24 protein-coding genes and 1 pseudogene are annotated in these 23,767 nt (G+C 67.3%); 9 read left to right on the top strand and 16 right to left on the bottom strand.

All coding sequences use genetic code 11. The features are described from left to right. Position 1: 1 nt before the first annotated feature. On the bottom strand, positions 2–718 hold the full coding sequence (locus VEY12_10705; GenBank protein HYM40587.1) for a hypothetical protein: 717 nt from the start codon (positions 716–718) through the stop codon (positions 2–4). A 151-nt stretch (positions 719–869) separates the two neighbouring features. Between VEY12_10705 and VEY12_10700 the strand changes: the two genes are divergently transcribed. Next, the gene (locus VEY12_10700; protein ID HYM40586.1) at positions 870–1,658 is read left to right on the top strand and encodes a DUF92 domain-containing protein; all 789 of its coding nucleotides are present in this window, start codon (positions 870–872) and stop codon (positions 1,656–1,658) included. Here the strand turns inward: VEY12_10700 and glmM are convergent. From glmM to VEY12_10685, 3 genes are read right to left on the bottom strand one after another with little or no spacing between them, the layout of a single operon-like run. Continuing rightward, positions 1,648–3,003: a phosphoglucosamine mutase gene (glmM, locus tag VEY12_10695; GenBank protein ID HYM40585.1), complete on the bottom strand. Its 1,356-nt coding sequence runs from the start codon at positions 3,001–3,003 to the stop codon at positions 1,648–1,650. The genes VEY12_10700 and glmM overlap by 11 nt on opposite strands. Next, a complete protein-coding gene (locus VEY12_10690; GenBank protein ID HYM40584.1) occupies positions 3,000–4,022 on the bottom strand; it encodes an NDP-sugar synthase in 1,023 nt (340 codons plus the stop codon). The genes glmM and VEY12_10690 overlap by 4 nt, the downstream gene beginning before the upstream one ends. A 38-nt stretch (positions 4,023–4,060) precedes the next feature. Then, complete coding sequence (locus VEY12_10685; GenBank protein HYM40583.1) at positions 4,061–4,276, bottom strand: LSM domain-containing protein; 216 nt, start codon at positions 4,274–4,276, stop codon at positions 4,061–4,063. A gap of 148 nt (positions 4,277–4,424) precedes the next feature. On the opposite strand from VEY12_10685, the gene VEY12_10680 reads away from it, so the two are divergent. Next, positions 4,425–4,685: an EF-Tu/IF-2/RF-3 family GTPase gene (locus VEY12_10680; GenBank protein HYM40582.1), complete on the top strand. Its 261-nt coding sequence runs from the start codon at positions 4,425–4,427 to the stop codon at positions 4,683–4,685. A gap of 7 nt (positions 4,686–4,692) precedes the next feature. On the opposite strand, the gene VEY12_10675 is transcribed toward VEY12_10680, so the two are convergent. The 5 genes from VEY12_10675 to VEY12_10655 form a co-directional block, all read right to left on the bottom strand. Further along, positions 4,693–5,157: a hypothetical protein gene (locus tag VEY12_10675; protein ID HYM40581.1), complete on the bottom strand. Its 465-nt coding sequence runs from the start codon at positions 5,155–5,157 to the stop codon at positions 4,693–4,695. Beyond that, a complete protein-coding gene (locus tag VEY12_10670) occupies positions 5,158–5,553 on the bottom strand; it encodes a hypothetical protein (protein ID HYM40580.1) in 396 nt (131 codons plus the stop codon). A gap of 4 nt (positions 5,554–5,557) precedes the next feature. Further along, positions 5,558–6,313, bottom strand: a complete 756-nt coding sequence (sdhB, locus tag VEY12_10665; protein HYM40579.1) for a succinate dehydrogenase iron-sulfur subunit — start codon at positions 6,311–6,313, stop codon at positions 5,558–5,560. A gap of 1 nt (position 6,314) precedes the next feature. After that, positions 6,315–8,024: a succinate dehydrogenase/fumarate reductase flavoprotein subunit gene (locus VEY12_10660; protein ID HYM40578.1), complete on the bottom strand. Its 1,710-nt coding sequence runs from the start codon at positions 8,022–8,024 to the stop codon at positions 6,315–6,317. Positions 8,025–8,128: 104 nt separating this feature from the next. Continuing rightward, positions 8,129–9,067, bottom strand: coding sequence for a hypothetical protein (locus VEY12_10655; GenBank protein HYM40577.1), 939 nt, complete (start codon positions 9,065–9,067; stop codon positions 8,129–8,131). Between the two features lie 118 nt (positions 9,068–9,185). On the opposite strand from VEY12_10655, the gene VEY12_10650 reads away from it, so the two are divergent. From VEY12_10650 to VEY12_10640, 3 genes are read left to right on the top strand one after another with little or no spacing between them, the layout of a single operon-like run. Further along, complete coding sequence (locus VEY12_10650; protein ID HYM40576.1) at positions 9,186–10,064, top strand: ABC transporter ATP-binding protein; 879 nt, start codon at positions 9,186–9,188, stop codon at positions 10,062–10,064. Beyond that, positions 10,048–10,791 carry an ABC transporter permease gene (locus tag VEY12_10645; protein HYM40575.1) on the top strand — a complete coding sequence of 248 codons (744 nt, stop codon included), beginning with the start codon at positions 10,048–10,050 and terminating at the stop codon, positions 10,789–10,791. Before VEY12_10650 ends, VEY12_10645 begins: the two co-directional genes overlap by 17 nt. Before the next feature lie 46 nt (positions 10,792–10,837). Beyond that, complete coding sequence (locus VEY12_10640) at positions 10,838–11,287, top strand: VOC family protein (protein ID HYM40574.1); 450 nt, start codon at positions 10,838–10,840, stop codon at positions 11,285–11,287. Positions 11,288–11,296: 9 nt separating this feature from the next. Here VEY12_10640 and VEY12_10635 read toward each other — a convergent pair whose 3' ends face one another. Beyond that, positions 11,297–13,207, bottom strand: coding sequence for a GNAT family N-acetyltransferase (locus VEY12_10635; GenBank protein ID HYM40573.1), 1,911 nt, complete (start codon positions 13,205–13,207; stop codon positions 11,297–11,299). A gap of 43 nt (positions 13,208–13,250) precedes the next feature. After that, entirely contained in the window at positions 13,251–15,212 is a 1,962-nt protein-coding gene (gene acs / locus VEY12_10630) for an acetate--CoA ligase (GenBank protein ID HYM40572.1), read from the bottom strand. A gap of 235 nt (positions 15,213–15,447) precedes the next feature. On the opposite strand from acs, the gene VEY12_10625 reads away from it, so the two are divergent. Further along, positions 15,448–16,107 (top strand): acetate uptake transporter, encoded by a 660-nt coding sequence (locus VEY12_10625; GenBank protein HYM40571.1) that lies wholly within the window; start codon positions 15,448–15,450, stop codon positions 16,105–16,107. 38 nt (positions 16,108–16,145) lie between these two features. Here the strand turns inward: VEY12_10625 and VEY12_10620 are convergent, their stop codons facing one another. The 3 genes and pseudogenes from VEY12_10620 to VEY12_10610 form a co-directional block, all read right to left on the bottom strand. Then, positions 16,146–17,165, bottom strand: coding sequence for an alcohol dehydrogenase catalytic domain-containing protein (locus VEY12_10620; GenBank protein ID HYM40570.1), 1,020 nt, complete (start codon positions 17,163–17,165; stop codon positions 16,146–16,148). 19 nt (positions 17,166–17,184) lie between these two features. Continuing rightward, a pseudogene (gene lsrF, locus VEY12_10615) lies at positions 17,185–17,985 on the bottom strand (3-hydroxy-5-phosphonooxypentane-2,4-dione thiolase). A 106-nt stretch (positions 17,986–18,091) separates the two neighbouring features. Further along, the gene (locus VEY12_10610) at positions 18,092–18,259 is read right to left on the bottom strand and encodes a DUF1059 domain-containing protein (GenBank protein HYM40569.1); all 168 of its coding nucleotides are present in this window, start codon (positions 18,257–18,259) and stop codon (positions 18,092–18,094) included. Between the two features lie 113 nt (positions 18,260–18,372). Here VEY12_10610 and VEY12_10605 point away from each other — a divergent pair, with 113 nt between their 5' ends. Beyond that, the gene (locus VEY12_10605; protein ID HYM40568.1) at positions 18,373–19,104 is read left to right on the top strand and encodes a DNA alkylation repair protein; all 732 of its coding nucleotides are present in this window, start codon (positions 18,373–18,375) and stop codon (positions 19,102–19,104) included. Positions 19,105–19,113: 9 nt separating this feature from the next. Here VEY12_10605 and VEY12_10600 read toward each other — a convergent pair whose 3' ends face one another. Next, entirely contained in the window at positions 19,114–19,644 is a 531-nt protein-coding gene (locus tag VEY12_10600) for a hypothetical protein (protein ID HYM40567.1), read from the bottom strand. 125 nt (positions 19,645–19,769) lie between these two features. Between VEY12_10600 and VEY12_10595 the strand changes: the two genes are divergently transcribed. Beyond that, positions 19,770–20,855, top strand: coding sequence for an Ldh family oxidoreductase (locus VEY12_10595; protein HYM40566.1), 1,086 nt, complete (start codon positions 19,770–19,772; stop codon positions 20,853–20,855). Between the two features lie 54 nt (positions 20,856–20,909). Beyond that, on the top strand, positions 20,910–22,229 hold the full coding sequence (locus VEY12_10590) for an FAD-dependent oxidoreductase (protein ID HYM40565.1): 1,320 nt from the start codon (positions 20,910–20,912) through the stop codon (positions 22,227–22,229). Positions 22,230–22,252: 23 nt separating this feature from the next. Here VEY12_10590 and VEY12_10585 read toward each other — a convergent pair whose 3' ends face one another. After that, positions 22,253–23,713: a lactate racemase domain-containing protein gene (locus VEY12_10585; protein ID HYM40564.1), complete on the bottom strand. Its 1,461-nt coding sequence runs from the start codon at positions 23,711–23,713 to the stop codon at positions 22,253–22,255. Positions 23,714–23,767 lie beyond the last annotated feature (54 nt).

Genomic DNA, 23,767 nt, shown 5'->3' with positions numbered 1-23,767 from the left:
GTCAGGCGGACACCTTCAGGAGTTCGACCTTCGGGGGCTTGCCGAGGACGTCGAGGAGGAGCCGTTCCGTCTCCCGCGCCGTCCCCTTCCGATACCGCTTCTCGAGGGCCTCCATCCGCTCGTCCGCGTCGTCACCCACGGCCGCGGCCTCGTACTCGATGAGCGCGCCGCTGGGGTCTAGGTAGAAGAGCCGTCCATCGCCGTCCAGGGCGCTGGCGATCAGGAGCCCGGCGGCCATGGGTCGCTTCGTCCGGTCTGCCGAGTGTTCCCAGTAGAGGCTCACGAGCAGGTCGAGGGCATCCTCCGTGCTCTGCGGCTTGGCCTGTCGCGCCCGTTGGGCCGCGACGTACGCGTCCGCGACGAACCCGGAGGCCAGAATCGCGAGGCGCTCCTCGATCCTGCGGATCTTGGGGATCGAACGCACCAACTTCCCGGCGGTCGCGGTCGCCGCGAGCAGGACGCCGCCGTCGTACACCGCACCGACGCCCGGGCTGCCGCGGCGGGCACACTCCCGAGCGTACTCCAACTGGTACACGCGCCCGTTTGGGGCGAACCGCGTCTCCAGGTCGAAGCCCTGGGCCATGGGACCCGCCTCGCTTGCGTAGGACACGAGGGCGGCCCGGACCAGTTCCGCCTTGCTCGCGAACGGACCCGTGCGGACCAGGGAATCCAGGTACCGGTTGATCTCCTCGGACAGAGCCACGCGCACTTCTGTCATACGTCATACCTCCGCCAAAACGTATTTATGGCGTATCCACAACGTATTGTCGCGTACTTGTACGTTTCGACGCCTCGAACGACGCCGCCGGATTTCGACGGCGAGATTCGCGAAGGAAAACCTTTATGGGGACCCCCCTTTCCATGCCGGAATGGCGCTGGACCTCTGGGGCTCCGCCCTCGTCAGCCTGGGGATGTGCGGGGTGCTCTGCTACCTCGCCTACGCGAAGGACGTCCTCACGCTGGACGGCTCCGTGGCGGCCTTCGCAGTGGGCATGGTCATCGGGATCTTCGGCGACGTGACCTGGCTCTTCCTCCTCCTCTTTTTCCTCCTTTCCTCCTTCCTGGCCACGCGGTACAAGTTCGCCCTTAAGGAGGCCATGGGGGTCCAGGAGGGCGTCAAGGGGGAGCGCCGGGCGTCGAACGTCCTCGCGAACGGAATCGCCCCGATGGCCGCCGCCATCCTGTCCTTCGTGAACCCGCCCTGGCTCCCTCGGACCGTGAGCGGCGTGGTGTTCCTCTCCGGGCTCGCCGTGGCGGGCTCCGACACCCTGGCCAGCGAGATCGGGGTTCTCTCCCCGAAGGCCTACCTGATCACGTCGTTCAAACGCGTGACACCGGGCACGGACGGCGGCGTCTCCGTTCTGGGCCAGATGTGCGCGGTCGCCGCCGCCTTGTACACGGCCGTGGTCGGATGGTTTATCCTCGGGGACGTGGCGAGGATGTACGGCATGAGCATGACCATGCCGGGCCTTCCCGAGGTCCTCCTCGTGCCCGCGGTCCTGGGGTTCGTGGGCTGCCAGATCGACAGCGTGATCGGGGCGACGCTCGAGCGCAGGGGAATCGTGAACAAGAAGACCACGAACCTGCTCGCCACATCCGCGGGGGCGATCCTCGCCTACGCGATCCTGGCCGTCTGGTTCCCCGCGCTCATGACCTGAGAGCCTTCCGCACGAGGTCCGATCCTTCCTGGGCGAGCGCCTTCGCCCGCTCCGGGGTCCGCGCCTCCGCGTAGACGCGGAACAGGGGCTCGGTCCCCGAGGGGCGGACGAGGACCCAGCCGTCCTCCTCGTGGATCTTGACGCCGTCGATCGTCTCGACGCGCCGGTCCCGGACCAACCCGAGCAGGCGCTCCAAGGTGGCTTCGCGTCGGTCGATGGGGACGTCCACGGCCGCCTTGGACAGGCTGTACTGCGGGAGCTGAGCGACCAGGACCGAGAGCGGCTTGCCCTCCCGGGCCACGACCTCGAGCATCTTGGCGAGGGTCATCCCGCCATCGCGGCAGAACTGGTGCTCGGGGAAGATGATGCCCCCGTTCTCCTCGCCGCCGAACGCGGCGCCCTGCTCGAGCATGGTCCGCGCGACGATCGGGGAGCCCACCTTCGTGCGTAGGACCTTGCCGCCGGCCTCGCGAACCACGTCGTCGAGGACGCTCGACGTGCTCACGGGAGTCACCACGAGACCGCCGTGATCCGCGAGCTCCGACTTCGCGAGGAGGGCGAGACTCCGGTCGCCGTAGAGGAAGGCTCCCGTCTCGTCCACGAAGATGGCGCGATCCGCGTCGCCGTCGTGGGCGACGCCCAGGGCCGCCTTGGAGTCGGGCACGGCCCGCATGAGGTCGCCGAGGTGCTCCAGCGTGGGTTCGGGGAGGCGCCCGGGGAATGCACCGTCGGGTTGCCCGTTCAGGGTGAGCACGCGGCAGCCGAGCATTCGCAGCAGGTACGGCGTCGTGACGCAGCCGGCGCCGCTCGCGGGATCCGCGACCACGGTCAGCTTCCGCTTCCGGATCGCGTCGACATCCACCCGGGAGAGGATGTCGCGAAGGTACAGGTCGATCGCGCTCCCGTCGGACCGGAGGTCGCCCACCGCGGACCAGTCCGCGGCGCGGTAGGATTCCTCGAAGTAGATGGTCTCGATGGCCTCCTCTTCCTCCCGAGCCATCTCCATCCCGCGGGCGTCGATCGCCTTGATCCCGTTGAACTCCCGGGGGTTGTGGGAGGCGGTGATCACCACGCCGCCCTTCAGGTGGCCGTGCTTGTGGATGTAGTACTGGGCGCAAGGCGTCGGGACCATCCCGAGGTCGATCACCTCGAGGCCCGCGGACATGAGGCCCGCCGCGACCGCTCGGGCGAGCATGGGTCCCGATAGGCGCGGGTCGCGGGCGAGGACCACGGAGCCGGCTCCGAACTGGGAACCGATGGCACGCCCGACCCGGACCGCGAGGTCGGCGGTCATGTCCTGGCCCACGACGCCCCGAATCCCGTTCGTCCCGAAGAGCCGCGTCATCCGTCCACCCGCGCCCCGAGGAGCCGCGCATGGGGCAGCACCTGGACTCCGTCCCCCACGATGGAGTTGCGCACCAGCGCGCCCTCGCCAATCGCCGCGCCTTCCCCGACGATGGAGGTGTCGATCTCCACCTTGTCGTCCACGCTCACGCCGTCAAACAGCGCCGCGTTCCGGACCACGGAGCGGCCGACCTTGCACCCCTTCCCCAGGACCGCGTTGGGCCCCAGGTGGCCTTCGACGAAGCAGCCCGGTGCCACGAGGACGTGCGACAGGAGGTCGGCGCGGGAGACCTCGGCGCCCTTGGCGAGGCCGCTGCCTCCGTCCTCCAGGAGGAAGCGCTGGGCCTCCAGGTACGCGGGGAGCGTCCCCGCATCGGACCAGTAGCCCTCCTCGCGGAAGGCGTACAGGCCCCGAGGGATCAGCTTGGGGAACACCTCGCGCTCCATGGAGACGACCCGCCCCGCCTCAATCGCATCGAACACCTCGGGCTCCAGGAGATAGCGGCCCGCGTTCGCCAAGTTGCTCGGAGCCTCCGTCTCCTGGGGCTTCTCGACGAAGCGCGTGATGCGCTCGCCGTCCAGGGCGACGACCCCGTACGCGGTGGGATCTTCGACGGAGCCGACGCCGAGGGACCCGATCCCGCGGTGGCGGCGGTGGAACTTCAGGAACCCTTCGAAGTCGATCCGGTCGATCACGTCGCCGTTCGCGACCGCGAAGGTGCCCGAGACGTGGTCCTCGACGTTCTTGATCGCACCGCCGGTCCCGAGCGGTTGGGGCTCGTTGACCACGACGACCTCGACGTCGGAGTCGAGGACCTCGAAGTAGTCGCGGACCTGCTCGTACAGGTAGTTCACTGCGACGACGACACGGTCGCAACCCATGGGGAGACGGTCCAGGACATGGAGGATCTGGGGACGGTTCAGGAGAGGGAGGAGCGCCTTGGGGCGGCGGAGCGTCAAGGGCCGGAGGCGCGTGCCCAATCCTCCCGCGATGATCACGAACTGCACGGGCGCGCGCATGCTGCGGTCCGAATATCTATTTTCTCCCCCGGCGGGGGCTACTTGGGGACAATCGTGACGACGTTGTTCCCGCGGAGGACGACCGTGCCCACGCGGCGCACGTTATCCTCCTTGGTCTCCTCGGTGTCCTCGAGGACCATGTTCATGTAGTCGTCGTACCCGACGAGCTTGCCCTCGAGCAGGCGGTTATCCTTGAGGAGAAGCTGGACGCGCTTGTTGATGGATTTTTCTAGAACGTTGAGAGGCATCACCATGAAAGGCCGTTCCCCCTTCTGTGGCGGCGGAAGCGAGTGAGCCGTCTTAAACCTTTTCTTCTGGAGGCCGCGCCTCCCGCAGGACCATGGAACAGCCGAGGCGGGACCAACGTATTTATCGCGAGCCACCGGTTCTCCCGCGGATAGAATGGAGCGCACGAAGGTCGGCGAGGTCTTTCACTACTTCGGGCACATCGGCGTGGCGGCCATCCGCCTGACGGACGGCGCGCTCGCCGTGGGGGACACGATCCAGGTCCAAGGGCCCTCGACGAACCTCACGCAGGTCGTGGAGACCATGCAGATCGAGCATGGCGCCGTGCGAGAGGCCGCGAAGGGACAGGAGGTCGGCGTGAAGCTGAAGGACCGCGCGCGGGAGAGGGACCTCGTCTACAAGGTCCTGCCGCCGTGAACCGGCGTCACAGGAGCCAGCCCACGAGGACGTAGTAGAGGGCGATCAGACTCCCGAGGGCCGCCAGGCCATGGAACAGGGCGCTGATCCCCTTCTCCCCGCGGTGCCCGGCGGCCTCCGAGACCATGTACGTGAAGCGGTGCGCCCCATGGAACAGGGAGCCCGCGATTACAAGCAGGAAGAACAAACGGACGAGGAGTCCTTGGTAGTACGCCGCGGCAGGGTTCATCGCGGATTGAAGCCACGCGTACCCGGTTCGGCTCGACGGCCAGATCCCCAGCGGCACGAAGAACGACAGCGCGAGGATCGTGATCGGGAGAAGGAAGGCGGTGAGGAAGCCGCCCAGGGAGAACAAGCCCCAAAGGAACGGCTCGAGGGCGAGCTCGCCTTCCTTCTGCGTCGCCTCGGCGCGGATGATTTCGTGGCCGGGGTTGTAGCGCGCGTCGAAACGGTCCGCCGTCTCGTCGCCCATTCACACGCCTCCGAACACGACGTACAGCACGCCGACCGACGCGGCCAGGAAGACCACGATCATCAGGGTCAAGATCCGGGTCCACGACGGGGCACGGTACGCGGACATGGCGGCTTGGCTCTTGCCGATCAGGTAGAACCACGTGACCGCGTGGATGAGGACGAACGCAAGGATGACGCCCTGCACGACGAGCATCGCGGGCGTCTGGAGGAACGCGAGGTAGTTCGCGTACGCGCCGGGACCCTGGTGGTCCATGATCAGGAGGCCGAGCAGGATGATCCCGTAGACCGCGGACAGGGAGCCGCCCGCCTCGCGGAGCATGAAGAGCAGGTACCGCCGGTTGTGGGCCCACCAGCCCGCGGGGCGTCGCCATCGAGCCTCTCGCACTTCCACCATGCGTTCACCTCGGGGCGGACTTGGGCATGAGGAGCTTCTTCATCCGCCGCGTCGTCGCCATGAGCTTCAGGGTCTGGATCGCGCCCGCGGGATCGACCTCCTTCGGGCAGACGACGGAACACTCGCCCACGAACGTGCACTCCCAGATCCCGTGGGACGTCGAGATGCGCTGGAACCGTTCCTCAGCGCCCTGGTCGCGGGTATCCCGGATGTACCGCAGGGCCATCGCGAGGGACGCGGGGCCGATAAACCCGTCGTCGCCCTGGAACACGGGACACGCGGCCATGCAGAGGGTGCAGTTGATGCACAGGCTCTGCTGCCGGAAGGCCGCCAGGTCCTCGGGGTACTGGAGGTACTCGCCCTCGGAGAGCGGTTTCTCCTTCTCCCGGATGAGCCAGGGCTTCACGTGGAGGAAGTGCTCCATGAACGGGTCGAAGTCCGTGACCAGGTCCTTGATCGAGTTGAAGCTCGTGAGCGGGTCCACCTGGACGACGCCGCCCGCGCTCGCGTCGCGGATGAACGTGCCGCACGTGAGCTTGGGCTTCCCGTTCACGTCCATGCCGCAGGAGCCGCAGATGCCCATCCGGCACGACCAGCGGAACGTGAGCGTGGGGTCCAGGTGGTCCTTGATGTAGTTCAGCCCGTCCAGCACGACCTCGTCGTCGCGGTACGGGACCGTGTACTCCTGATAGTACGGGCCCTTCGTCCCTTGGGGCTGGTAGCGCCGGACGCGGAACACGACGCGCTTCGGTTCCGCCATGTCAGTACTTCCTCTCCTGGGGCTGCCACTTGGTGATCGTCACGGGCAGGTAGTCGATCCGGGGCGCGCGGTCCGTGCGGTACGCGAGGGAGTGCTTCAGGTAGTTCGCGTCGTCCCGGCTTGCGTAGTCCGTCCGGCTGTGCGCCCCGCGGGACTCCCGCCGGTTCAGCGCGCTCCACGCGATCGCCTGGGCCACGTCGAGCATGAAGTCGAGCTCCAACGCCTGCTGGAGCTCCGTGTTGAAGACGCGGTCCTTGTCCGTGACGCCCACGTTCGCGAAGCGCTGCCGCAACGTCGCGAGCTTCGCGCATGCGTCCGTGAGGCCCTTCTCGTCTCGGAAGATGCCCACGTCCCGCTCCATGATCTGCTGCATCTCCGTGCGGATCGCGGCGACGCTCTCCTTGCCGACCTCGCGCGTCATCAGGCCGCCGAAGATCCGGGTCTCCTCCTTCGCGAGGTGCTCCTTCGCGGCGGTCCCCCGCGGCCAGTCCCGCTTCTTCGCGTAGGCCGCGGCCGCCAGCCCGGTCGACTTACCGAAGACGAGGCACTCGCTCAGGCTGTTCGACCCGAGGCGGTTCGCGCCGTTGATCGAGACGCACGCGGTCTCGCCCACCGCGTAAAGCCCGGGGACGTTCGTCTCGCCGCGGAGGTTCGTCGCGACGCCGCCCATGATGTAGTGCTGCCCCGGCCGGACCGGGATCGGCTCGTGGATCGGGTCGAGGCCGAGGTACTTCTCCGCGAGCTCCCGGACCATGGGCAACCGCTCGTCGATCGCCTTCTCGCCGAGGTGGCGCAGGTCGAGGCCCACGTACGCGCCGTGGGGCCCCTCGAAGCCGCGGCCCGCGCGGATCTCCTGAATCTCCGACCGGGAGAGGATGTCCCGCGGGCCGAGCTCCATCTTGCTCGGGAGGTAGTTCTTCATGAACCGCTCCCCGTCCTTGTTGATCAGGTACCCGCCCTCGCCACGGGCCGCCTCCGTGATCAGGATCCCGGTGCCCGGCAGGCAGGTGGGATGGAACTGGACCATCTCCATGTCCTTGAGCGGAACGCCGGCACGGTACGCGAGCGCCATCCCGTCGCCCGTCTTGATGAACCCGTTCGTCGTGAACTCGTACACACGCCCGGAGCCGCCGGTCGCGAGGACGACGGCCTTCGCGTTCACGTAGCTGAGCTCGCCGCGACGGATGTCGATCGCGACCACGCCCGCGGCGACGCCGTTCTCCACGATGATGTCCGTCGCGAACCACTCGTCGTGCCGGACGATCTGGGGATACTTCATGGACGTCTGGAAAAGGGTGTGGAGCATGTGGAAGCCGACCTTGTCCGCGGCGAAGCAGGTCCGCTTCACGGACATGCCGCCGAAGGCCCGCTGCTGGATCTTGCCGTCGTCGTCGCGGGACCAGGGGCATCCCCAGTGGTCGAGCTGGACGATTTCCTCCGGACAGTGGGCGACGAAGTACTCGACCGCGTCCTGGTCCGCCAGGTAGTCGGAGCCCTTGATCGTGTCGAGTGCGTGCAGCTCGAAGCTGTCGTAGTCCCGCATGACCGCGGCGGTGCCGCCTTCCGCGGAAACCGTGTGGCTCCGCATCGGATACACCTTGGAGAGCAACCCAATAGTCAGCTTCGGCTCGGCTTCCGCCGCGGCGATCGCCGCGCGCAGCCCCGCGCCGCCGCCGCCGACCACGACCACGTCGTATGCGAGGCGGTCCACGAGCCGACTGGATTCACGACGGGACCATAAGCCTTTGGCACGTATTCCGGCGATTTTGGGTCGTCCCAAAACGAAAGGCGACGAACCGAAATCAAACTGCGGTCCTAGGGAGAGAACACGGCGTACAACGAGCCGAACCGTGCGTCCCAATACCAGGTCAGATACCCGTGCAAGGCTCCAGAGAACGTCATCTCGACGCGGTAGTTGTCCCCCTTCGCCCATTGGAACGAGGACGTCAGCGACGCGGTGAAGTTGCCCACGCTGCCTGCGCGGAAGGTGACCGCGGGCAGCGCGTGGTGAAAGGTGGGCCACGGAGACGACGCGTTGTAGATGTCGTGGTCCAGCGGCAAGACGTAGCCCGGTTGCACGCTTAGGTTCAGGTCGTCCGTGATGCCCGCCGGGATGAGATCGGACGCGACAGGTGCGCTCACGTTGGCCACGGGAAGGGGTTCGCCAAAGTCGAGCGAAACGGGCGCCAGGGCGTAGTCCACCTCGAGCCACGTGGCCTGGGTGAACCCCTGCCAGGCCGTCAGCTGCCGGACGGAGTAGGTCATGAACCACAACGACACGAACGCGCCGGGCGGGTGAGGGCCTACGACCCCGATGCGGGTCGTCCCGCTGACGGCCTCCCCGTACACGAACCCGTCCGACGGACCGGTCCGGAAGACGTCGCTGGGACTCAGGACGAACCGGACGGGCAGCGAGGTACCGCTCACATTCCCCCACGCGAACGGGAACTGCCATCCGTTGGCGAAGGTGACCATCGCGGTGACATTGAAGTCGGTGGCGCCCGGGATGGACGGCGTGTAGACCGTCATGAAGGCCACGTCCAGGTAGGCCTGCCCTCGACCTAGGACGGACAGCACCTGGGGAGGGAGGCCGTTCAGGTACCCGTACGCCACGTAGACGCCGACGAAGACCAAGATGAGCGCCCCGATCACCGCGAAGATCTTGCGACCGCGGGACCACTTCGCCCGGGCGGTCTCCTCGGCCGGTCCGGCCGGTTTCGCGGTACCGTCCACGGCCCCCGACGAACCCTGCACGGTAAGTACATTGTGGACGATCGCGCCCGGACGCCGAGCGACGTCCTCCCTGCGAGTGGAACGTATCGGCCACAAAGGCTCAGAACGCTCAAGTACCGGGTGCCACATCGAACGGGGGATGGCAGTCATCGAGGTGCAGGCCCTCGGCAAGACGTACCCGGGAGGCACGCAGGCCCTCGAGGGCGTCTCCTTCGAGGTTCCGAAGGGCGAAGTCTTCTGCCTTCTCGGCCGCAACGGGGCCGGCAAGACCACGCTGCTTCGCATCCTGGCGACCCAGCTGCGTCCCACGACCGGGCACGCCACGGTGCTAGGACATGATGTGACGAAGGAGGCCCGCGCGATCCGCGAGAAGATCTCCGTGGTCCCCCAGGAGGCGCGCCCCCAGATGATGCTCTCCGCCTACGACCACATCTACCTCATGTCGATGATCCGCGGGATTCCGCGCGCCGAGGCCCGGCGCCGGACGCGAGCGATCATGGAGGAGTTCGACCTCTGGGAGCACAAGGACAAGCTCACCGCGGACCTGAGCGGCGGCCTGCGGCAGCGCGTGATGGTCGCGATCGCTCTGACGACGGACCCCGAGCTCCTGTTCCTCGACGAGCCCACGATTGGTCTCGATCCGCTCGGGCGGCGGCAGGTATGGGCCATGGTCCGCCGCATGACGAGACAGGGCGTGACCGTCCTCCTGACGACGCACTACATGGACGAGGCGGAGCGGCTCTCGGACCGTCTCGCGATCGTGGACAAGGGCCGGACGGTCTTCCTCGGCAGCGTCGAGGCGGCCAAGGCCCACGCCGGACACGGCATGCAGGTGATCATCGAGGCGCTCAACAACGGCGGCGAGCGGCAGGTCCTCAGCCCGAACTCGGATCAGGAGATCGTGCAGATCGTGCAGCGAGGGATTCAGGACGGGAAGCGGGTCACATTCAAGCCGCCGACCCTCGAGGACGCGTTCATCGCCATGGTGGGAGGGAACATCGATGATGAGAGCGCGTGAGGCCGTCTACATCGGCCTGTTCGATTCCCTGCCGCTCCTCCGCGACCCCATGCTCATGATCCTCCTGAGCCTGATCTCGTTCCTCCCCGTCCTCTTCATCTTCGTATTCAACGCGGGCCAACAGGCGTTCCTCCAGTCCGTGGTCGGGGCCATCGTCCTGAGCCTTGCGTTCGCGGGCATCGGCTCCGCTCAGTCCGTCTACTTCAACAAACACTGGTTCCGCTTCCAGGACATCTTCGTCGCCTCGCGGGTCTCGCCCGTCTCGTACGCGATCGGGTTGAGCGTGAGCACCCTGCTCGTCTCCCTGCCCGCGCTCGTCATCGCGATGACGCTCCTGCTCCTGGAGACGTCGGCGGGCATCCTGGGCATCCTGGCGGTAGCGCTCGTGGCCCTCGTGACCTGGATCGCCATGCTCCTGCTGGGCTTCGTCCTGGGCGCGAGCACGAAGAACACGCGGCGGGCGAACTCTCTGCCGCAGCTGCTCGGGCTCCTCCTCGGGTTCCTACCGCCGGTCTACTACCCGTTGGACCGGCTCCCGGTCTTTCTGCAGCCTCTCGCCCTCCTCATCCCCACGACGCAAGCGGCCCAGCTGTCCAAGAACTACGCGGGCCTCCTGGCCGTGCCGCTCACAGGCACGGAACTCGTGTTCGGCTGGGCCTACCTGATCGGGTTCGCGGTGGCCCTCGCCCTCCTCGCCTCGCGCCTGGCCCACTGGACGGACCCGTGAGGGGACGACGGAAAGTCTAAGCCGCTTGCGCCACGTCCCGCGGGCCATGAAGTCCGCGTTCGCCTATACGGGCATCCGCGTGCGGGACCTCGACCGAGCCATCGACTTCTTCACCCGGGTCATGGGCATGAAGCTCCGGGGGCGCGTGAAGCCGAAGTGGACGCAAGGGGAGTTCGCGAACCTCCTGAGCCGCGATGGGAAGCACTGGCTTGAGCTGAACTGGTACCCCGAGCAGGGTCCCGTGGAGGGTCCGTTCCGCGAGGGCGACACGTTGGACCACCTGGGTTTCGAGGTCGATGACTTGGACGCGGCCCTCGCGAGCCTGAAGGAGGAGGGCTACCTCGTGAAACACGGACCGTTCCATGGTGGGCGGTGGCACTACGCCTTCGTTCCCGTGGTGGATGGGCTCTGGCTCGACGTCTTCCACCGAGCCACGAAGCCCACGAAGAAGCGACGAATCGCTAGGCCACGGAAGACCCGGCGACGCCGCGGGTGACGGTGAGCCTCAGCTCTTCGCCGTGGGCGCGGGCCGCTCGAAGCGCACGCGAAGCTGATAGTTCCCCGAGGACGCGATCGTCTCGACCGGGAAACCGAGCTTGTGGAGGACCTTCATCGCGGGGGGGTTGTCCGGCAGGATCTCCGCCTCGAAGCCCGCAATCCCATTCTCCCTCGCGATCCGGGCGAGGTACTTCACCAGGTACGATCCGATGCCGCGCTTCTGGTAGTCGTCCCGGACCAGGTACGAGACCTCGGCCACGTTCGTGGAACGGTTCAGGTAGTACCGCCCGATGCAGATAATCTCCTCGCGCTCCGTCTTGTCGGGATCCTGGACGATGCCCACGATCCCCATCTCGTTCGTGTAGTCGATGTGGACGAAGTGCACGAGGTCGCGGTGGGGCATGGACTTCAGGGAGCGAAAGAACCGGTGGTAGATCGTCTGCTCGGAGAGCCGGTAGAACAGGTCCTTCATCATCTCCTCGTCCGTCATCTTGATGGGGCGGAAGAAGACCCGCGTGCCGTCCTCGAAGGTGTGGGTCATCTCCCACCGTTCCGGGTAGACCATGCCGATCTCGGAGATCTCGGGCACGTCGTCCGCGATGTACTTGAATGTCTTGGCCTGACGGATGAGGTCGGGGCGGAACTTGGGGTGGGCGATCGAGATCAGGGCAAGCGCACGCTCCTGGATCGTGCGGCCGTGCAGGTACGCGACGCCCCACTCCGTGACGATGTAGTGTACGTCCCCGCGGCTCGTGACCACGCCGGCCCCGGGCTTGAGCTGCGCGGTAATCCGGGAGATCGTGCCGTCCGCCGCGGTGGAGGGGAGCGCGATGATCGGCTTGCCGCCCTTGGCGCGGGCCGCGCCGCGGACGAAGTCCACCTGGCCGCCGATCCCCGAGTAGAAGTAGGCGCCGAGGCTGTCCGCGCACACTTGGCCCGTGAGGTCCACCTCGAGGGCGGAGTTGATGGAGACCATGCGGTCGTTTTGCGCAATGACGAACGGGTCGTTCGTGTAGGACACGGGATGGAACTCGATGAAGGGGTTGTTGTCCACGAACTCGTAGAGCGCCCTGGAGCCCATGCAGAAGGCCGCGACCACCTTGCCCTTGTGCAGCGTTTTCTTCATGTTCGTGATCACGCCGAGCTCGACGAGGTGCATCATCCCGTCCGAGAACATCTCCGTGTGAATCCCGAGGTCCTTCTTGTCCCGCAGGTAGTACAGGACGCTGTCCGGGATCGTGCCGATCCCCATCTGGAGCGTGGAGCCGTCCTCGACGAGGTTCGCGATGTACTTCCCGATGTTCCGTGCGATCTCGTCGGCCACGCCCACCTGGGTCTCCAGGATCGGGTAGGCCACCGGGATCAGGAAGTCAATGTCGTCCACGTGGAGGAACGAGTCGCCGAGGGTCCGGGGCATCTCCCGGTTGACCTCGGCGATCACGAGGTTCGCCGCCTCCGTGGCCGGCTTCACGACGTCCGTGCTCACGCCGTAGGAGCAGTATCCGTGCCGGTCGGGCGGGCTCACCTGGATCAGAGCGACGTCGATGGGCACGCGCCCCGTCTCGAAGAGCCGCGGGATCTCGCCCAGGAAGATGGGCGTGTAGTCCGCCCGCCCTTGGGCCACCGCCTCCCGCACGTTGGGGCCGATGAAGAGGGCGTTGTGGCGGAAGTTGTCGCCCCACTTGGGCTCCGCGTACGGCGCGATGCCCAGGGTCATGATGTGAACGATCTCCGTGCCGAAGACCGCGTTCGCGCGCTTCACGAGGGCCTCGACGAGCCGCTGGGGTTCCGCGGCCCCCGACCCGATGAAGATGTGGTCCCCACTCTGGATCGCGGACACGGCCTCGTCCGGGGTGCGGACCTTCTCCTCGTAGCGCGTCTGCCAGTCCTGCGCCGCGCTCGAATCGGGGCTCTGCACGGGATCACCTTCCGGGCTCACGCGGACGAATGCCACGTCGGACCTAAGGAGCCTTCCCCTCCACGGCGGCGAGCCACTTCCGGACTTCCTCGACGGCGCCGGGATCCTCCAGGGTGGTCGTGTCGCCGATCTCCTGGCCGCTCACGAGGGCGCGGATCACGCGCCGCATGATCTTCCCGCTGCGAGTCTTCGGGAGCTTGTCCGTGATGTAGATCGCCTCCGGGGCGGCGATGGGGCCGATCTCCTTACGCACGTGCTTCTTGAGCTCGTCCTTGAGCGCCTCGGACCGTTCCTGGCCCGTCTTCAGGACCACGTAGGCCACGAGGACCTGGCCCTTGAGCTGGTCCGGCTTCCCAACGACCGCGGCCTCCGCGACCTTGGGATGGCTCACGAGGGCGGACTCGACCTCCATGGTGCCGATCCGGTGGCCCGCGAGGTTGATCACGTCGTCGATGCGACCCATGAGCCAGAAGTAGCCGTCCTCGTCCACGCGCGCCCCGTCCCCGGTGAAGTACTTGCCCTTGATCTGGGACCAGTACGTGGCCTTGTACCGCTCCGGGTCCTTGTAGATCGTCGTGAGCATCGCGGGCCATGGCTTCGTGATCACGAGGTAGCCGCCGCGGTTCACGCCCGCGCGCTGTCCGGTTTCGTCGACGACCTCCGCGCTCACGCCCGGGAACGGGAACGTGGCCGACCCAGGCTTCTGGGGCCCGACCGCGGGGAGGGGCGTGATCAGGATCATGCCCGTCTCCGTCTGCCACCACGTGTCCACGACGGGGCAGCGGGAGCCGCCGATCTTCCTGTAGTACCACCGCCACGCCTCCGGGTTGATGGGCTCGCCCACGGTCCCCAGGAGCCGCAGAGTGGACAGGTCGTGCGCCTTGGGCCAGTCGTCGCCCCAGCGCATGCACGCGCGGATCGCGGTCGGGGCCGTGTACATGATCGTGACGCCGTAGTCCTCCACGAGGGACCACCAGCGGTCCTGCTTCGGGAAGTCGGGGGCGCCCTCGTAGATGAAGGACGTCGCGCCGTTCGCCAGGGGGCCGTACACGATGTACGAGTGCCCCGTGACCCAGCCGATGTCCGCCGTGCACCAGTAGAAGTCATCCTCGCGCAGGGCGAAGATCATCCGCTGGGTCGCCGCGACGCCGACGAGGTAGCCGCCCGTGGAGTGGACGATCCCCTTGGGCTTGCCCGTGGTGCCCGACGTGTACAGGACGAAGAGCGGGTCCGTGGCGTCCATGGGCTCGGGCTCGCACCAGGGGTCTGCGTGGGCCATGAGGTCGTGCCACCAGACGTCGCGGCCCTCCTTCATCGCGCAATCGCCGGTCGCGCGCTTGAATACGACCACGTGCTTCACGCTGGGCAGGTCCGCAATCCCCTCGTCCACGGTCTTCTTGAGCGGGACGAGGCTGCCGCGGCGGTACCCCGCGTCCGCGGTGACGATGATCGCGGACTCCGCGTCCGACGCACGGTCGTGGATCGCCTTGGAGCTGAAGCCGCCGAAGATCACGCTGTGGGGCGCCCCGATCCGGGCGCACGCGAGCATTGCGATGGGCAGCTCGGGGATCATGGGCATGTAGATCGTGACCCGATCCCCGCGCTTCACGCCTAGAGACTTCAGGACGTTCGCGAACTTGTTCACCTCGCGCCACAGCTGGTAGTACGTGAAGACCTTCTTGTCGCCGGGTTCGCCTTCCCACACGATCGCGGCCTTGTTCCGCCGCTCCGAGTGCACCTGGCGGTCCAGGCAGTTCTCGGAGACGTTGATCTTCCCGCCGACGAACCACTTCGCGAACGGCGCGTCCCATTCGAGGACCTTGTCCCACTTCCGGATCCAGTGGTACTGTTCCGCCTGCCTGGCCCAGAACCCCTCCGGGTCCTTGGCCGCCTGCGCATAGACGGCGTCGTCCTTGACCAGGGCGCGGCGGCGGAAGTCGTCCGACGGAGGATACTGTTCCTTTTCCTTGAGCAGGCTGTCGATGGTGGCACTGGACACAACCATGGTCGCGACCCCGGTTCGGAATCGTTCCAGGCGATGCCCTCTTTTATAAGGGCTGGTCAAGCACAATCCATAGAAAGTATATAGCGTGAGCGGATTCCCGCGCAGCTCGCGGCCGGGCGCCTCGCGCACTCGTCCCGTAGGGTATTTTCCATAGCTCCTTACCCGGCAAGGGCTGAACGGGCCGACGGAGCCCGCCAACGGATGCGGCGGACCTGATGAAACGAGGTGGATCAGGATGAGTCAAATGACTGCGCCTTCGCCGACGAGTCTGAACGAGAAAGCCCTCCTGGCAGACCCCGCGCCCCTCGGCTTGGCCGGCTTCGCGTTCACGACGTTCCTTCTCAGCTTCGTGAACACCGGATGGCTCGGCGCGAGCGCGGTGGGCGTCGTTGTCCCCCTGGCGCTGTTCTACGGGGGGCTGGGCCAACTCCTGGCGGGTGTGTTCGAGATGCGCAAGGGGAACACCTTCGGATTCACGGCCTTCAGTAGCTACGGGGCCTTCTGGCTCTTCTTCGGAAGCCTCGTCCTCCTAGAGAAGATGGGCCTGATCGCGCCGCCCGCGGTCGCCGTGGGGACGGCCCTGCTGCTCTACGGGATCTTCACCTTCTACATGTGGATCCCCGCGATGTTCGCGAACCTCTCCCTGAACCTGACGTTCCTCTTCCTGTGGCTGGCCTTCGTGTTCCTGGGCCTGGGCGACGTGCTTCCCAGCACGATGGCGACGACGGCGGGAGGCTACTTCGGCATCTTCTCGGCCACCGCCGCTGCGTACACGAGCTTCGCCATCGTCACCAACTCGAACCTGGGGGCAGGAACGATTCCCCTCGGACCGGGCCTGCGCCGCCGCGCGAAGGCCGTTCGGGCTCCCTACGTTGGAGCGCAAAGCCACCCGTGAACCGGCGGGAGACGGATCGGCCCCACGAGTCGGAGGCCTTAGGGCCGGAGGATGACCTTGATGGAATCCTGGGCGGAGGCCACGAGGCGAAACCCTTCGCCCGCCTTCTCCAGCGGGAGGCGGTGCGTGACGAGATCGTCCACCTGGACCTTCTCGAGCCGCAGGAGCTCGATCGCGGCCCGTATGTCCTGAGGCGCGCCGCCATACGATGAGGTCAGGGTCACTTCCTCCCGCCAGAGCGCGTTGAAGGGCACGGCAATCGTGGCCGCGGGATCCGTCGGAGCGAAGAAGAGCACCCGGCCGCCGCGGTCCACGGACGCGAGACCCTGGGCAATCGCCGCGGGAGCGCCCGTACACGTGATCACGAGGTCCGCGAGGTGACCGCGGTTCTCCGCCTTCACGCGTGCGGGCACATCCTCCCTGCCGTCGATAACGGCGTCCGCTCCGGAGCGGCGAGCGGCCTGCTTCCGGTATTCCACGACATCGGTCGCGAGGATCTTGCCCGCGCCGAGCTCCCGGGCAAGCCGGATGTGCAGGAGCCCCGCGATCCCGCTGCCTAGGACCAGGACGGTCCCCCCGTTCGGCACGCCGACGAGGCGCTGGCCGCGGGCCACGCAGGCGAGCGGCTCGATGAAGACCGCCCGGTCGTCCGAGACCTCCGAGGGGAGCTTGTACATCCCGCGGTCCATGTTGATCTTCGGGACGCGCACGAATTCCGTGAAGCCACCGGGATCGAAGTTCGTGGTTCGCAGGGTGTCGCAGACGGTCTCGTGCCCGGCCTTGCAGTAGCGGCACTCCCCGCACGGGACGTGGTGGGAGACGAACACGCGGTCGCCCACCTTGACCCGGCGGACGCCCGCACCGACCTCGACGACCTCCGCGGCGATCTCGTGCCCGAGGACCAGGGGCGCCTTCGGCTTGCGGTACCATTCCATGACGTCGGAGCCGCAGATGCCGCTCGCGCGGACCTTCACGAGGGCCTCGCCCGCGCCGATCGTCGGCTTCGGCAGGTCCACCAGGCGCACGTCGCTGTTCGAGTAGTACATCGCGGCGCGCATGGGGTGCCGTCCGCCGCGCTCAGCGCTTGGCCTTGGAGCCCTTCACGTACTCGAGGGCCTCCTTCGCGGAGGCGTGCTCGTGCACGACCGCGCGCACGGCGCGGATCATGCCGACCGCATTCGGGGCCTGCCAGATGTTCCGCCCCATGTCCACGCCGGCGGCGCCCGCCTCGATCGCGCGCTGCGTGAGTTCGAGGGCGTCCAGCTCCGTGTCGAGCTTCGGGCCGCCCGCGACGACGAGGGGAACGGGGCAGCTTTCGACCACCTTCTCGAACTCGTCGCAGTAGTACGTCTTCACGAAGTGCGCGCCGAACTCCGCGGCGATGCGGCACGCCAGGCTCAGGTAGCGCACGTCGCGCTTCTCGAGCTCCTTGCCGACCGCGGTCACGGCGAGCACGGGCATCCCGACTTCCTCGCCCAGGTCCACGAGCGCACCCAGGTTCACGAGGCTGTCGTGCTCGTGGGGCGCGCCCACGAAGATGGAGAGGGCGACCGCGGATGCGTTGAGCCGGATCGCCTCGTCCATGGAGGTGGTCACCTCCTCGTGGCTCAGATCCTCCTTGAGGACACTCGCCCCGCCCGACACGCGCAGGACGATGGGCGTGTTGAACGCGGGGTCGATCGACGTGCGGATGACACCGCGGGTGATCATGAGGCCGTCCGCGAAGGGCAGCAGGGGTTCGATCGTCTTCCGCGGCACCTCGAGCTTGTGCGTGGGTCCGAGGAAGTACCCATGGTCGACGGCGAGCATGACCGTCCGATGGTCCGTGGGGCGGATGATCCGGGACAGTCGGTTGTGGAGTCCCCAACTCATACGGTTCCCTCCCTTCGGGAGACGAACCGTCCCATTCGAAGCGGGCTATTTAGCCTTTCCCCGCGACCACGGCGCGGCGTTCCGTCGCGCGGCGGACACGGTCCGCGGACCGCTACTTGATCGCGCTCTCGATCTTCGTCTTGAGGTCCTCGGGGATCGAGGTGATCTTGTGGACCTCGGAGGCATGGTCCTGGATCTTCTTCATGAGACCGTTCTTCGTGATGGCCTTCGCCGCGAACTTGCAGTCCATGCCGATGTCCGCGCACTTGAAGCTCGGCATTGGGGCGACCACAGCGGAAGGGGGTAAAGTAACTTTCGAGGGACGGCGTGTGGGAAACGCGAGCCTCCGGGTGCGGCGGAAGCCTCATGGGGCTCCCGCACGTTCCCCGAGCGATGCCCCTCGATGTGTGGGCGGAGCGGGAGCGACTTCTCGGCGCCATGCGCGGGGTGGCTCGTCCGGGGACCTGGGAGAAGCTCCAGGCGTACCTCGGCTCGCCGGTCCCCGTACTGGGCCTATCCACCCCACAGCTCCGGGCCCTCCAGGCTCAGTTCCGGAAGGACCACCCGACCCTGACGGTGCGGGAGGTGAACCTCCTCGCGGGGGCCCTGTGGTCCGGCCACACGTTCGAGGAGAAGGCGCTTGCGATCGGGCTCCTGGACCGCCACCGCGACGTGCTCGACGAGCGCTCGTGGCTCTTGGCGGATTCCTGGGTCGACGAGGCCACGGGGTGGGCGCTGAGCGACGGCCTCGCCTCCGGACCCATCAGCTCCATGGCCCGATCGACGCCCAAGCGGTTCGCCGAACTCCTGCGGTGGACCAAGGCGAAGAACTTCTGGCGCCGCCGCGCGTCCACCTACGCACTGAACGAATTCGTCCGCGGGGGCGAGCTGGACAAGCCCTTCCGCCTCCTGGAACGCCTCCTGTACGACGAGGAGTTCTGGGTGCAGCGGGCCGTGGGGACCTGGCTCCGGGAATGCTGGAAGCGGGACCGCCGGAGGACCGAGGCGTTCTTGCGGAAGCACGCGCGAGGCCTCCCACCCGTGACCATCACCGTGGCGACGGAACGCGCGTCCAAGGCGTTCCGCGAGGAACTGCGGCGGAAGAGTCGGTCGAGGCCCAGGTAGGTGTCGAGCTCAACCGGGGGCCGCGGCCTTTCTCTTCAACAAGACCTCCAGGTCCTCGGGATAGCGGGCCTTTCGCCGGCCCGAGAGGAGTTCGGCCTGCGCCTCCCGGACGCCCCCGGGGATGTCGGACCAGAGCCCGCGAACGATCGCGTCGAGTTTCCGTTCCGCAGCGGCAACGGACTCACCCACCGTGGAAATGTCCAGGCCGCGGACGGGCCCGTAGTACGCGTACACGTGGAGGTTTCCCTTGAAGAAGCAGGCGCTGTAGGGAATCGCCTGCGCGCCCGCGTGCTCCGCGACCTTCGCGAAGCGCTCGACCTCCTCAGGCGTCACGCGGGCGGGAGCCCCGATCTCCGTGAGGAGCTCCGCCGTGGACACGAACCACGTCTCCTTGCGATGCGTGTCGAAGATCAGGGGGAGCCCGTCGACGACGAACGTACCGTACGAAGTCTCCTGGGTGTCCGCATCGAACACGGTGAGCCCGTGGTCCTCCGGCGCCAGCCGACGGAGGAGCAAGAACGCATCGCGCTCCGCACTCACGGTGGACGGAGAGACGCACCCCTACTTGAGTCTGCGGCGATGACCGGCGTTCCCGTGGTTCCCATCGTACGCACCGCAGCCTTATACGCGAACGGCAATTGTGGGCCCCGAACCGAGGCGTGTGCATGGCGGACAAGATTCTCATCCAGGAGAAGCCTCTCAGGAGCTTCTGCGAACAAGTCCTCATGAAGCTCGGGGTGCCGGCGGACGACGCGGGCGTGACGACGGACGTCCTCGTCCTTGCGGACCTTCGCGGCATCGAGAGCCACGGCGTCGCGCGGCTCCAGCGGTACGTGAGCGGGCTCCAGGAAGGCTACATGAAGCCCACGGACCACAGCACGATCGTCCGGGAGACGAAGGCCACCGCGCTGCTCGACGGGGCGCAGAGCCTCGGGCAGGTCGTCGGCAAGAAGGGCATGGAGCTCGCGATCCGGAAGGCCAAAGAGACCGCGGTCGGCGTCGTGACCGTGAGGAACTCGAATCACTACGGCATCGCCGGGTACTATTCCTTGATGGCGCTCGAGCACGATCTGATCGGAATGAGCATGACGAACGCCGCGCCGCTCGTCGTGCCCACGTTCGGCCGATCGGCCGTCCTCGGGACGAACCCGATCAGCATCACCGCGCCGACGTCGCACGAGACGCCCTTCGTCTTCGACATGGCCACGGCGACGGTCCCGCGGGGCAAGGTCGAGGTCTACAACCGGGCGGGCAAGCCTATGCCGCACGGCTGGGCGGTGGACGAAACCGGGAAGAGCACCTCGGACGCGGCCCGCGTCCTGAACGCCTTGTCCAAGCGTCTCGGCGGCGGCCTCCTGCCCCTCGGAGGCGAGGGCGAGGAACTCGGAGGCCACAAGGGCTACGGGCTCGCCCTCTTGGTCGACGTCCTCTCGGGAGTCCTCCCCGGCGCGGCCACGGGGCTCCAGGTCTACGCGGACGAAAAGCGTCCGGACGTGGGTCACTTCTTCCTGGCGATCGATCCGGGAGCGTTTCGGCCGCTGGAGGAGTTCAAGCGGGACATGGACCGCCTCGCCCGCGAGCTCAAGGACAGCCCGAAGGCGGAGGGCCAGACGCGCATCTACGTCGCGGGCGAGAAGAGCTTCGCGCGCATGGAGAAATACCGGAAGGAAGGCATCCCGCTCTCTCCGAAGGTCGCCGAGAACCTGAAGCAAATCGGTTCCGATCTGCGCGTACCTTGGACCGGTCCGTAGTCGTTGTCGCAGTCCTAATAAGCCGCGCTTGGTTGCGGAGACCGCAGGACCCTCATGGAACCCTGGGACGTCGCCATCGTGGGAGGCGGAATCCTCGGCACCTCCGTCGCCTACTGGCTCGCGGCCCGCTACGACGGCCGGTTCGTCGTCCTGGAGAAGGAGCGCGACGTGGCCCTGCATGCGAGCCGGCGGAACACGGGCGTCGTCCACCGGCCGTTCTACCTGAATCCTGCGAAGGCGAGAATCTTCGCCCGTGCGGCCGGCATTTCGTATCATCTCTGGAAGAAGTACGCCGCGACGAAGGGGCTCCCGTGGTACGAGATCGGAACCTACGAGGTGGCGCTCGAGGACGGGCAGATGTCCCACCTGGGGGCGTACGTGGGCTACGCCGCGGAAAACGGGATGGCGCCCTCCGAGGTCGAGCTCCTCGACAGACGCGAGATGGCGCGTCGGGAACCGAACGTTCGGTGCGAGGGCGCCCTGTTCTCGAGGACGGACACGGCCGTGGACTACCAGGCGTTCACGGAATCGGTCAAGGCGGATGCGGAGGCGCTCGGGGTCCGGTTCCTCACCGGCGCGGACGCGACCTCCGTCCTCGCGTCGGACTCGGGCATCGAAGTCCGCGTGGATGGGGCGAACGAGCCCGTTCGCGCCGGATTCCTGATCGGCTGCGCGGGCGGGAGCGCGATCGACCTCGCCCACGCGATGGGGGTCGCGCTGGAGTACACGGACATGCACTTCCGAGGCGAGTACTGGACGATCGACGCGCACGCCGCGGACCTCGTCCGGCACAATGTCTACTCGGTTCCGCGGCACACGGACCTTCCGTTCCTTGATCCACACTGGGTGATCCGCGCGAACGGCCGGCGGGAGATCGGGCCGAACGCCGTGCCTGTCTCCGGGCCGGCGTCCTACGATGGGCTGTTCCGACCCATGGGCCCGTGGTTCGCGAAGTTCTTCGAGCCGCCGATCTTCAACAAGGTCCGCCTCATGCTCGACAAGGACTTCCTGAGCCTGGCCACCCAAGAGATGTGGAGCTCAGTCTCCAAGGAGGCCATGCTGCAGCGCGTGCAGCGGTTCCTGCCCGGGTTGAGGCTCGCGCACCTCGTCTCGCCGGGGACCGCGGGCATCCGCACTCCGGTGGTCAACCGCCGCGGGGGGATCGTGAAAGAAGCCATCGAGGTGCCCGGACCCCACTCGTACCACATCTTGAACTACAATTCCCCGGGGGCCACGGGCTCTCCCGCGTTCGCCGCGTACCTCGTGGACCGCCTCGCCAACCGCGGGGACCTGGATCATCTCAAGCCGAGCCCGAAATCGGGGGGCTCGTGGAACTGGGACGAAATCGCGAAGTACATGGAACTGGCGGGGTAGACGCGCGGCCTCCGAATCCGGGCTTACGCGCCTTTGAGCTGAATCCAGTACGTAGGGTCGTCGACGATCAGATACGTGGGCTTGCCGTTCCTCTCCTGGTCCCGGACCCAGGCTTGTAGGCGCGTCTGCGGGTCCTCGCCGCGCTTGCCGACGTAGCGGAAGGGGAGCAACTTGCGCTCCTCGTCCGTGAGCCCGTCGCACAGGAGCCACAGGTGTCCCCAGCCTGTGCGGCGGTACTGGACGAGCATGTCCACGGGTTTCTGCTTCCCGATCTTGAAGTCCGCCATGACGACCTTCTGGACCGCCCGCAGGGCGCGGTCGATCGCCTCGGGACCTAGCTTGGCAGGATCCCCACCTAGGGCGATCAGGTCGTCCGCCTCCTGGAGCACGGGGGCCGCGATCTTCATCAGGTTTCGGAACTCCTCGTTCCCGAACCCGTCCGGGCATGGGGCCACGCAGACCACGGTCCCGCCCGGCTTCACGGCACGCGCCGCGGCGTTGATCGCCTTCCCGGCCTGATAGACGTTGATCCCCAGGTGGCGTGCCGTCACGATCGCGATGTCCGCGAGCCGCGGGATCGACGCGGCGTACACCTTGTCGAGGTCGTGCCGCAGCCTCCGGTGGACGGCGACGATATCGCCGCCCTGGAGCGCAACCACCTGGTACGCAGGGTTCAGGACGCAGACCACGGCGTAGACGAAGCTCCCGCGGGCCCGGAGCGCGTCCAGGACGATCCGCACGGCCGCGCGCTTGTACTCGTACACCGGGTTGCCGTCTAGGATGCCCATGTCCACGTGGGGCGCGAACCCAAGCTCGCCGAACATCCGGAGGTGGTCCGCGGTCGTGAGCGCCCGCCCCGCAATCCCGGGCACCAGGTGCTTCGGCCCTCCGCTCACGCCGGCGAAGTAGTGGTAGTCGAGGTCGCACAGGGAGAGGATGAGCTCCGAGCGGGCGGCCCGTCCGTTCAGCTCGATGGGCGTGCCGTCGGGCATCGCGCCGAGCTTCTCGAGGTCCTCGCGGTCGTGATGGAAGAACACGCGGTCCTTCCAGGCGGGCCACAGCTTGTCCCCGAGCATGTACGGCCACTCCTCCGGTTTCGGGTCCCGGTGGGTCGCCGCGGCGATGATCAAGGCGATCCGCTCCCGCTTGACGCCGTGGGCCTGGAGCCACTCGAGGAGGCCGGGCAGGAGGAGACGTTGGTGGGCGCACGGCCGCGCGTAGTCGTCGATTATGACCGCGACATCCCCGCCGCGGTACCGGGAGACGAGCCATTCGTTCAGGGCAGGGACCAGGTCCGGCGTCGAGGACACCTCGAGCGCTTGCCGCCGGGCGACCGCCACGTCCGGCACCGCGGGCGCACCTTCGGGCGTCCGCAGCGGAACGAGTCGGCCCTCGGACAGGACGCGATCCGGGAGGAAGTCGGATAGGAAGCGATCCCCGTACGCGAGGCGGGGCACTTGCGCCGCGATGCTCTTCGCCACCATGGGTCGCCACAACGCGGGACGCGATATTTAACGGACGCGCACCCACCGTGCGGA

Source organism: Thermoplasmata archaeon (assembly GCA_035632695.1).
GTDB lineage: Archaea > Thermoplasmatota > Thermoplasmata > RBG-16-68-12 > RBG-16-68-12 > RBG-16-68-12.
This window is presented reverse-complemented; position numbering and strand designations above follow the sequence as displayed.

Coding starts and splice junctions, on each gene's coding strand:
- VEY12_10700 (HYM40586.1), top strand. CDS start 870: ATGGCGCTGGACCTCTGGGGCTCCGCCCTCGTCAGCCTGGGGATGTGC.
- sdhB (HYM40579.1), bottom strand. CDS start 6,313: ATGGCGGAACCGAAGCGCGTCGTGTTCCGCGTCCGGCGCTACCAGCCC.
- VEY12_10685 (HYM40583.1), bottom strand. CDS start 4,276: ATGGTGATGCCTCTCAACGTTCTAGAAAAATCCATCAACAAGCGCGTC.
- VEY12_10585 (HYM40564.1), bottom strand. CDS start 23,713: ATGGTGGCGAAGAGCATCGCGGCGCAAGTGCCCCGCCTCGCGTACGGG.
- glmM (HYM40585.1), bottom strand. CDS start 3,003: ATGACGCGGCTCTTCGGGACGAACGGGATTCGGGGCGTCGTGGGCCAG.
- acs (HYM40572.1), bottom strand. CDS start 15,212: ATGGTTGTGTCCAGTGCCACCATCGACAGCCTGCTCAAGGAAAAGGAA.
- VEY12_10625 (HYM40571.1), top strand. CDS start 15,448: ATGAGTCAAATGACTGCGCCTTCGCCGACGAGTCTGAACGAGAAAGCC.
- VEY12_10590 (HYM40565.1), top strand. CDS start 20,910: ATGGAACCCTGGGACGTCGCCATCGTGGGAGGCGGAATCCTCGGCACC.
- VEY12_10610 (HYM40569.1), bottom strand. CDS start 18,259: ATGCCGAGCTTCAAGTGCGCGGACATCGGCATGGACTGCAAGTTCGCG.
- VEY12_10680 (HYM40582.1), top strand. CDS start 4,425: ATGGAGCGCACGAAGGTCGGCGAGGTCTTTCACTACTTCGGGCACATC.
- VEY12_10595 (HYM40566.1), top strand. CDS start 19,770: ATGGCGGACAAGATTCTCATCCAGGAGAAGCCTCTCAGGAGCTTCTGC.
- VEY12_10605 (HYM40568.1), top strand. CDS start 18,373: ATGCCCCTCGATGTGTGGGCGGAGCGGGAGCGACTTCTCGGCGCCATG.
- VEY12_10690 (HYM40584.1), bottom strand. CDS start 4,022: ATGCGCGCGCCCGTGCAGTTCGTGATCATCGCGGGAGGATTGGGCACG.
- VEY12_10705 (HYM40587.1), bottom strand. CDS start 718: ATGACAGAAGTGCGCGTGGCTCTGTCCGAGGAGATCAACCGGTACCTG.
- VEY12_10650 (HYM40576.1), top strand. CDS start 9,186: ATGGCAGTCATCGAGGTGCAGGCCCTCGGCAAGACGTACCCGGGAGGC.
- VEY12_10670 (HYM40580.1), bottom strand. CDS start 5,553: ATGGTGGAAGTGCGAGAGGCTCGATGGCGACGCCCCGCGGGCTGGTGG.
- VEY12_10675 (HYM40581.1), bottom strand. CDS start 5,157: ATGGGCGACGAGACGGCGGACCGTTTCGACGCGCGCTACAACCCCGGC.
- VEY12_10640 (HYM40574.1), top strand. CDS start 10,838: ATGAAGTCCGCGTTCGCCTATACGGGCATCCGCGTGCGGGACCTCGAC.
- VEY12_10620 (HYM40570.1), bottom strand. CDS start 17,165: ATGCGCGCCGCGATGTACTACTCGAACAGCGACGTGCGCCTGGTGGAC.
- VEY12_10645 (HYM40575.1), top strand. CDS start 10,048: ATGATGAGAGCGCGTGAGGCCGTCTACATCGGCCTGTTCGATTCCCTG.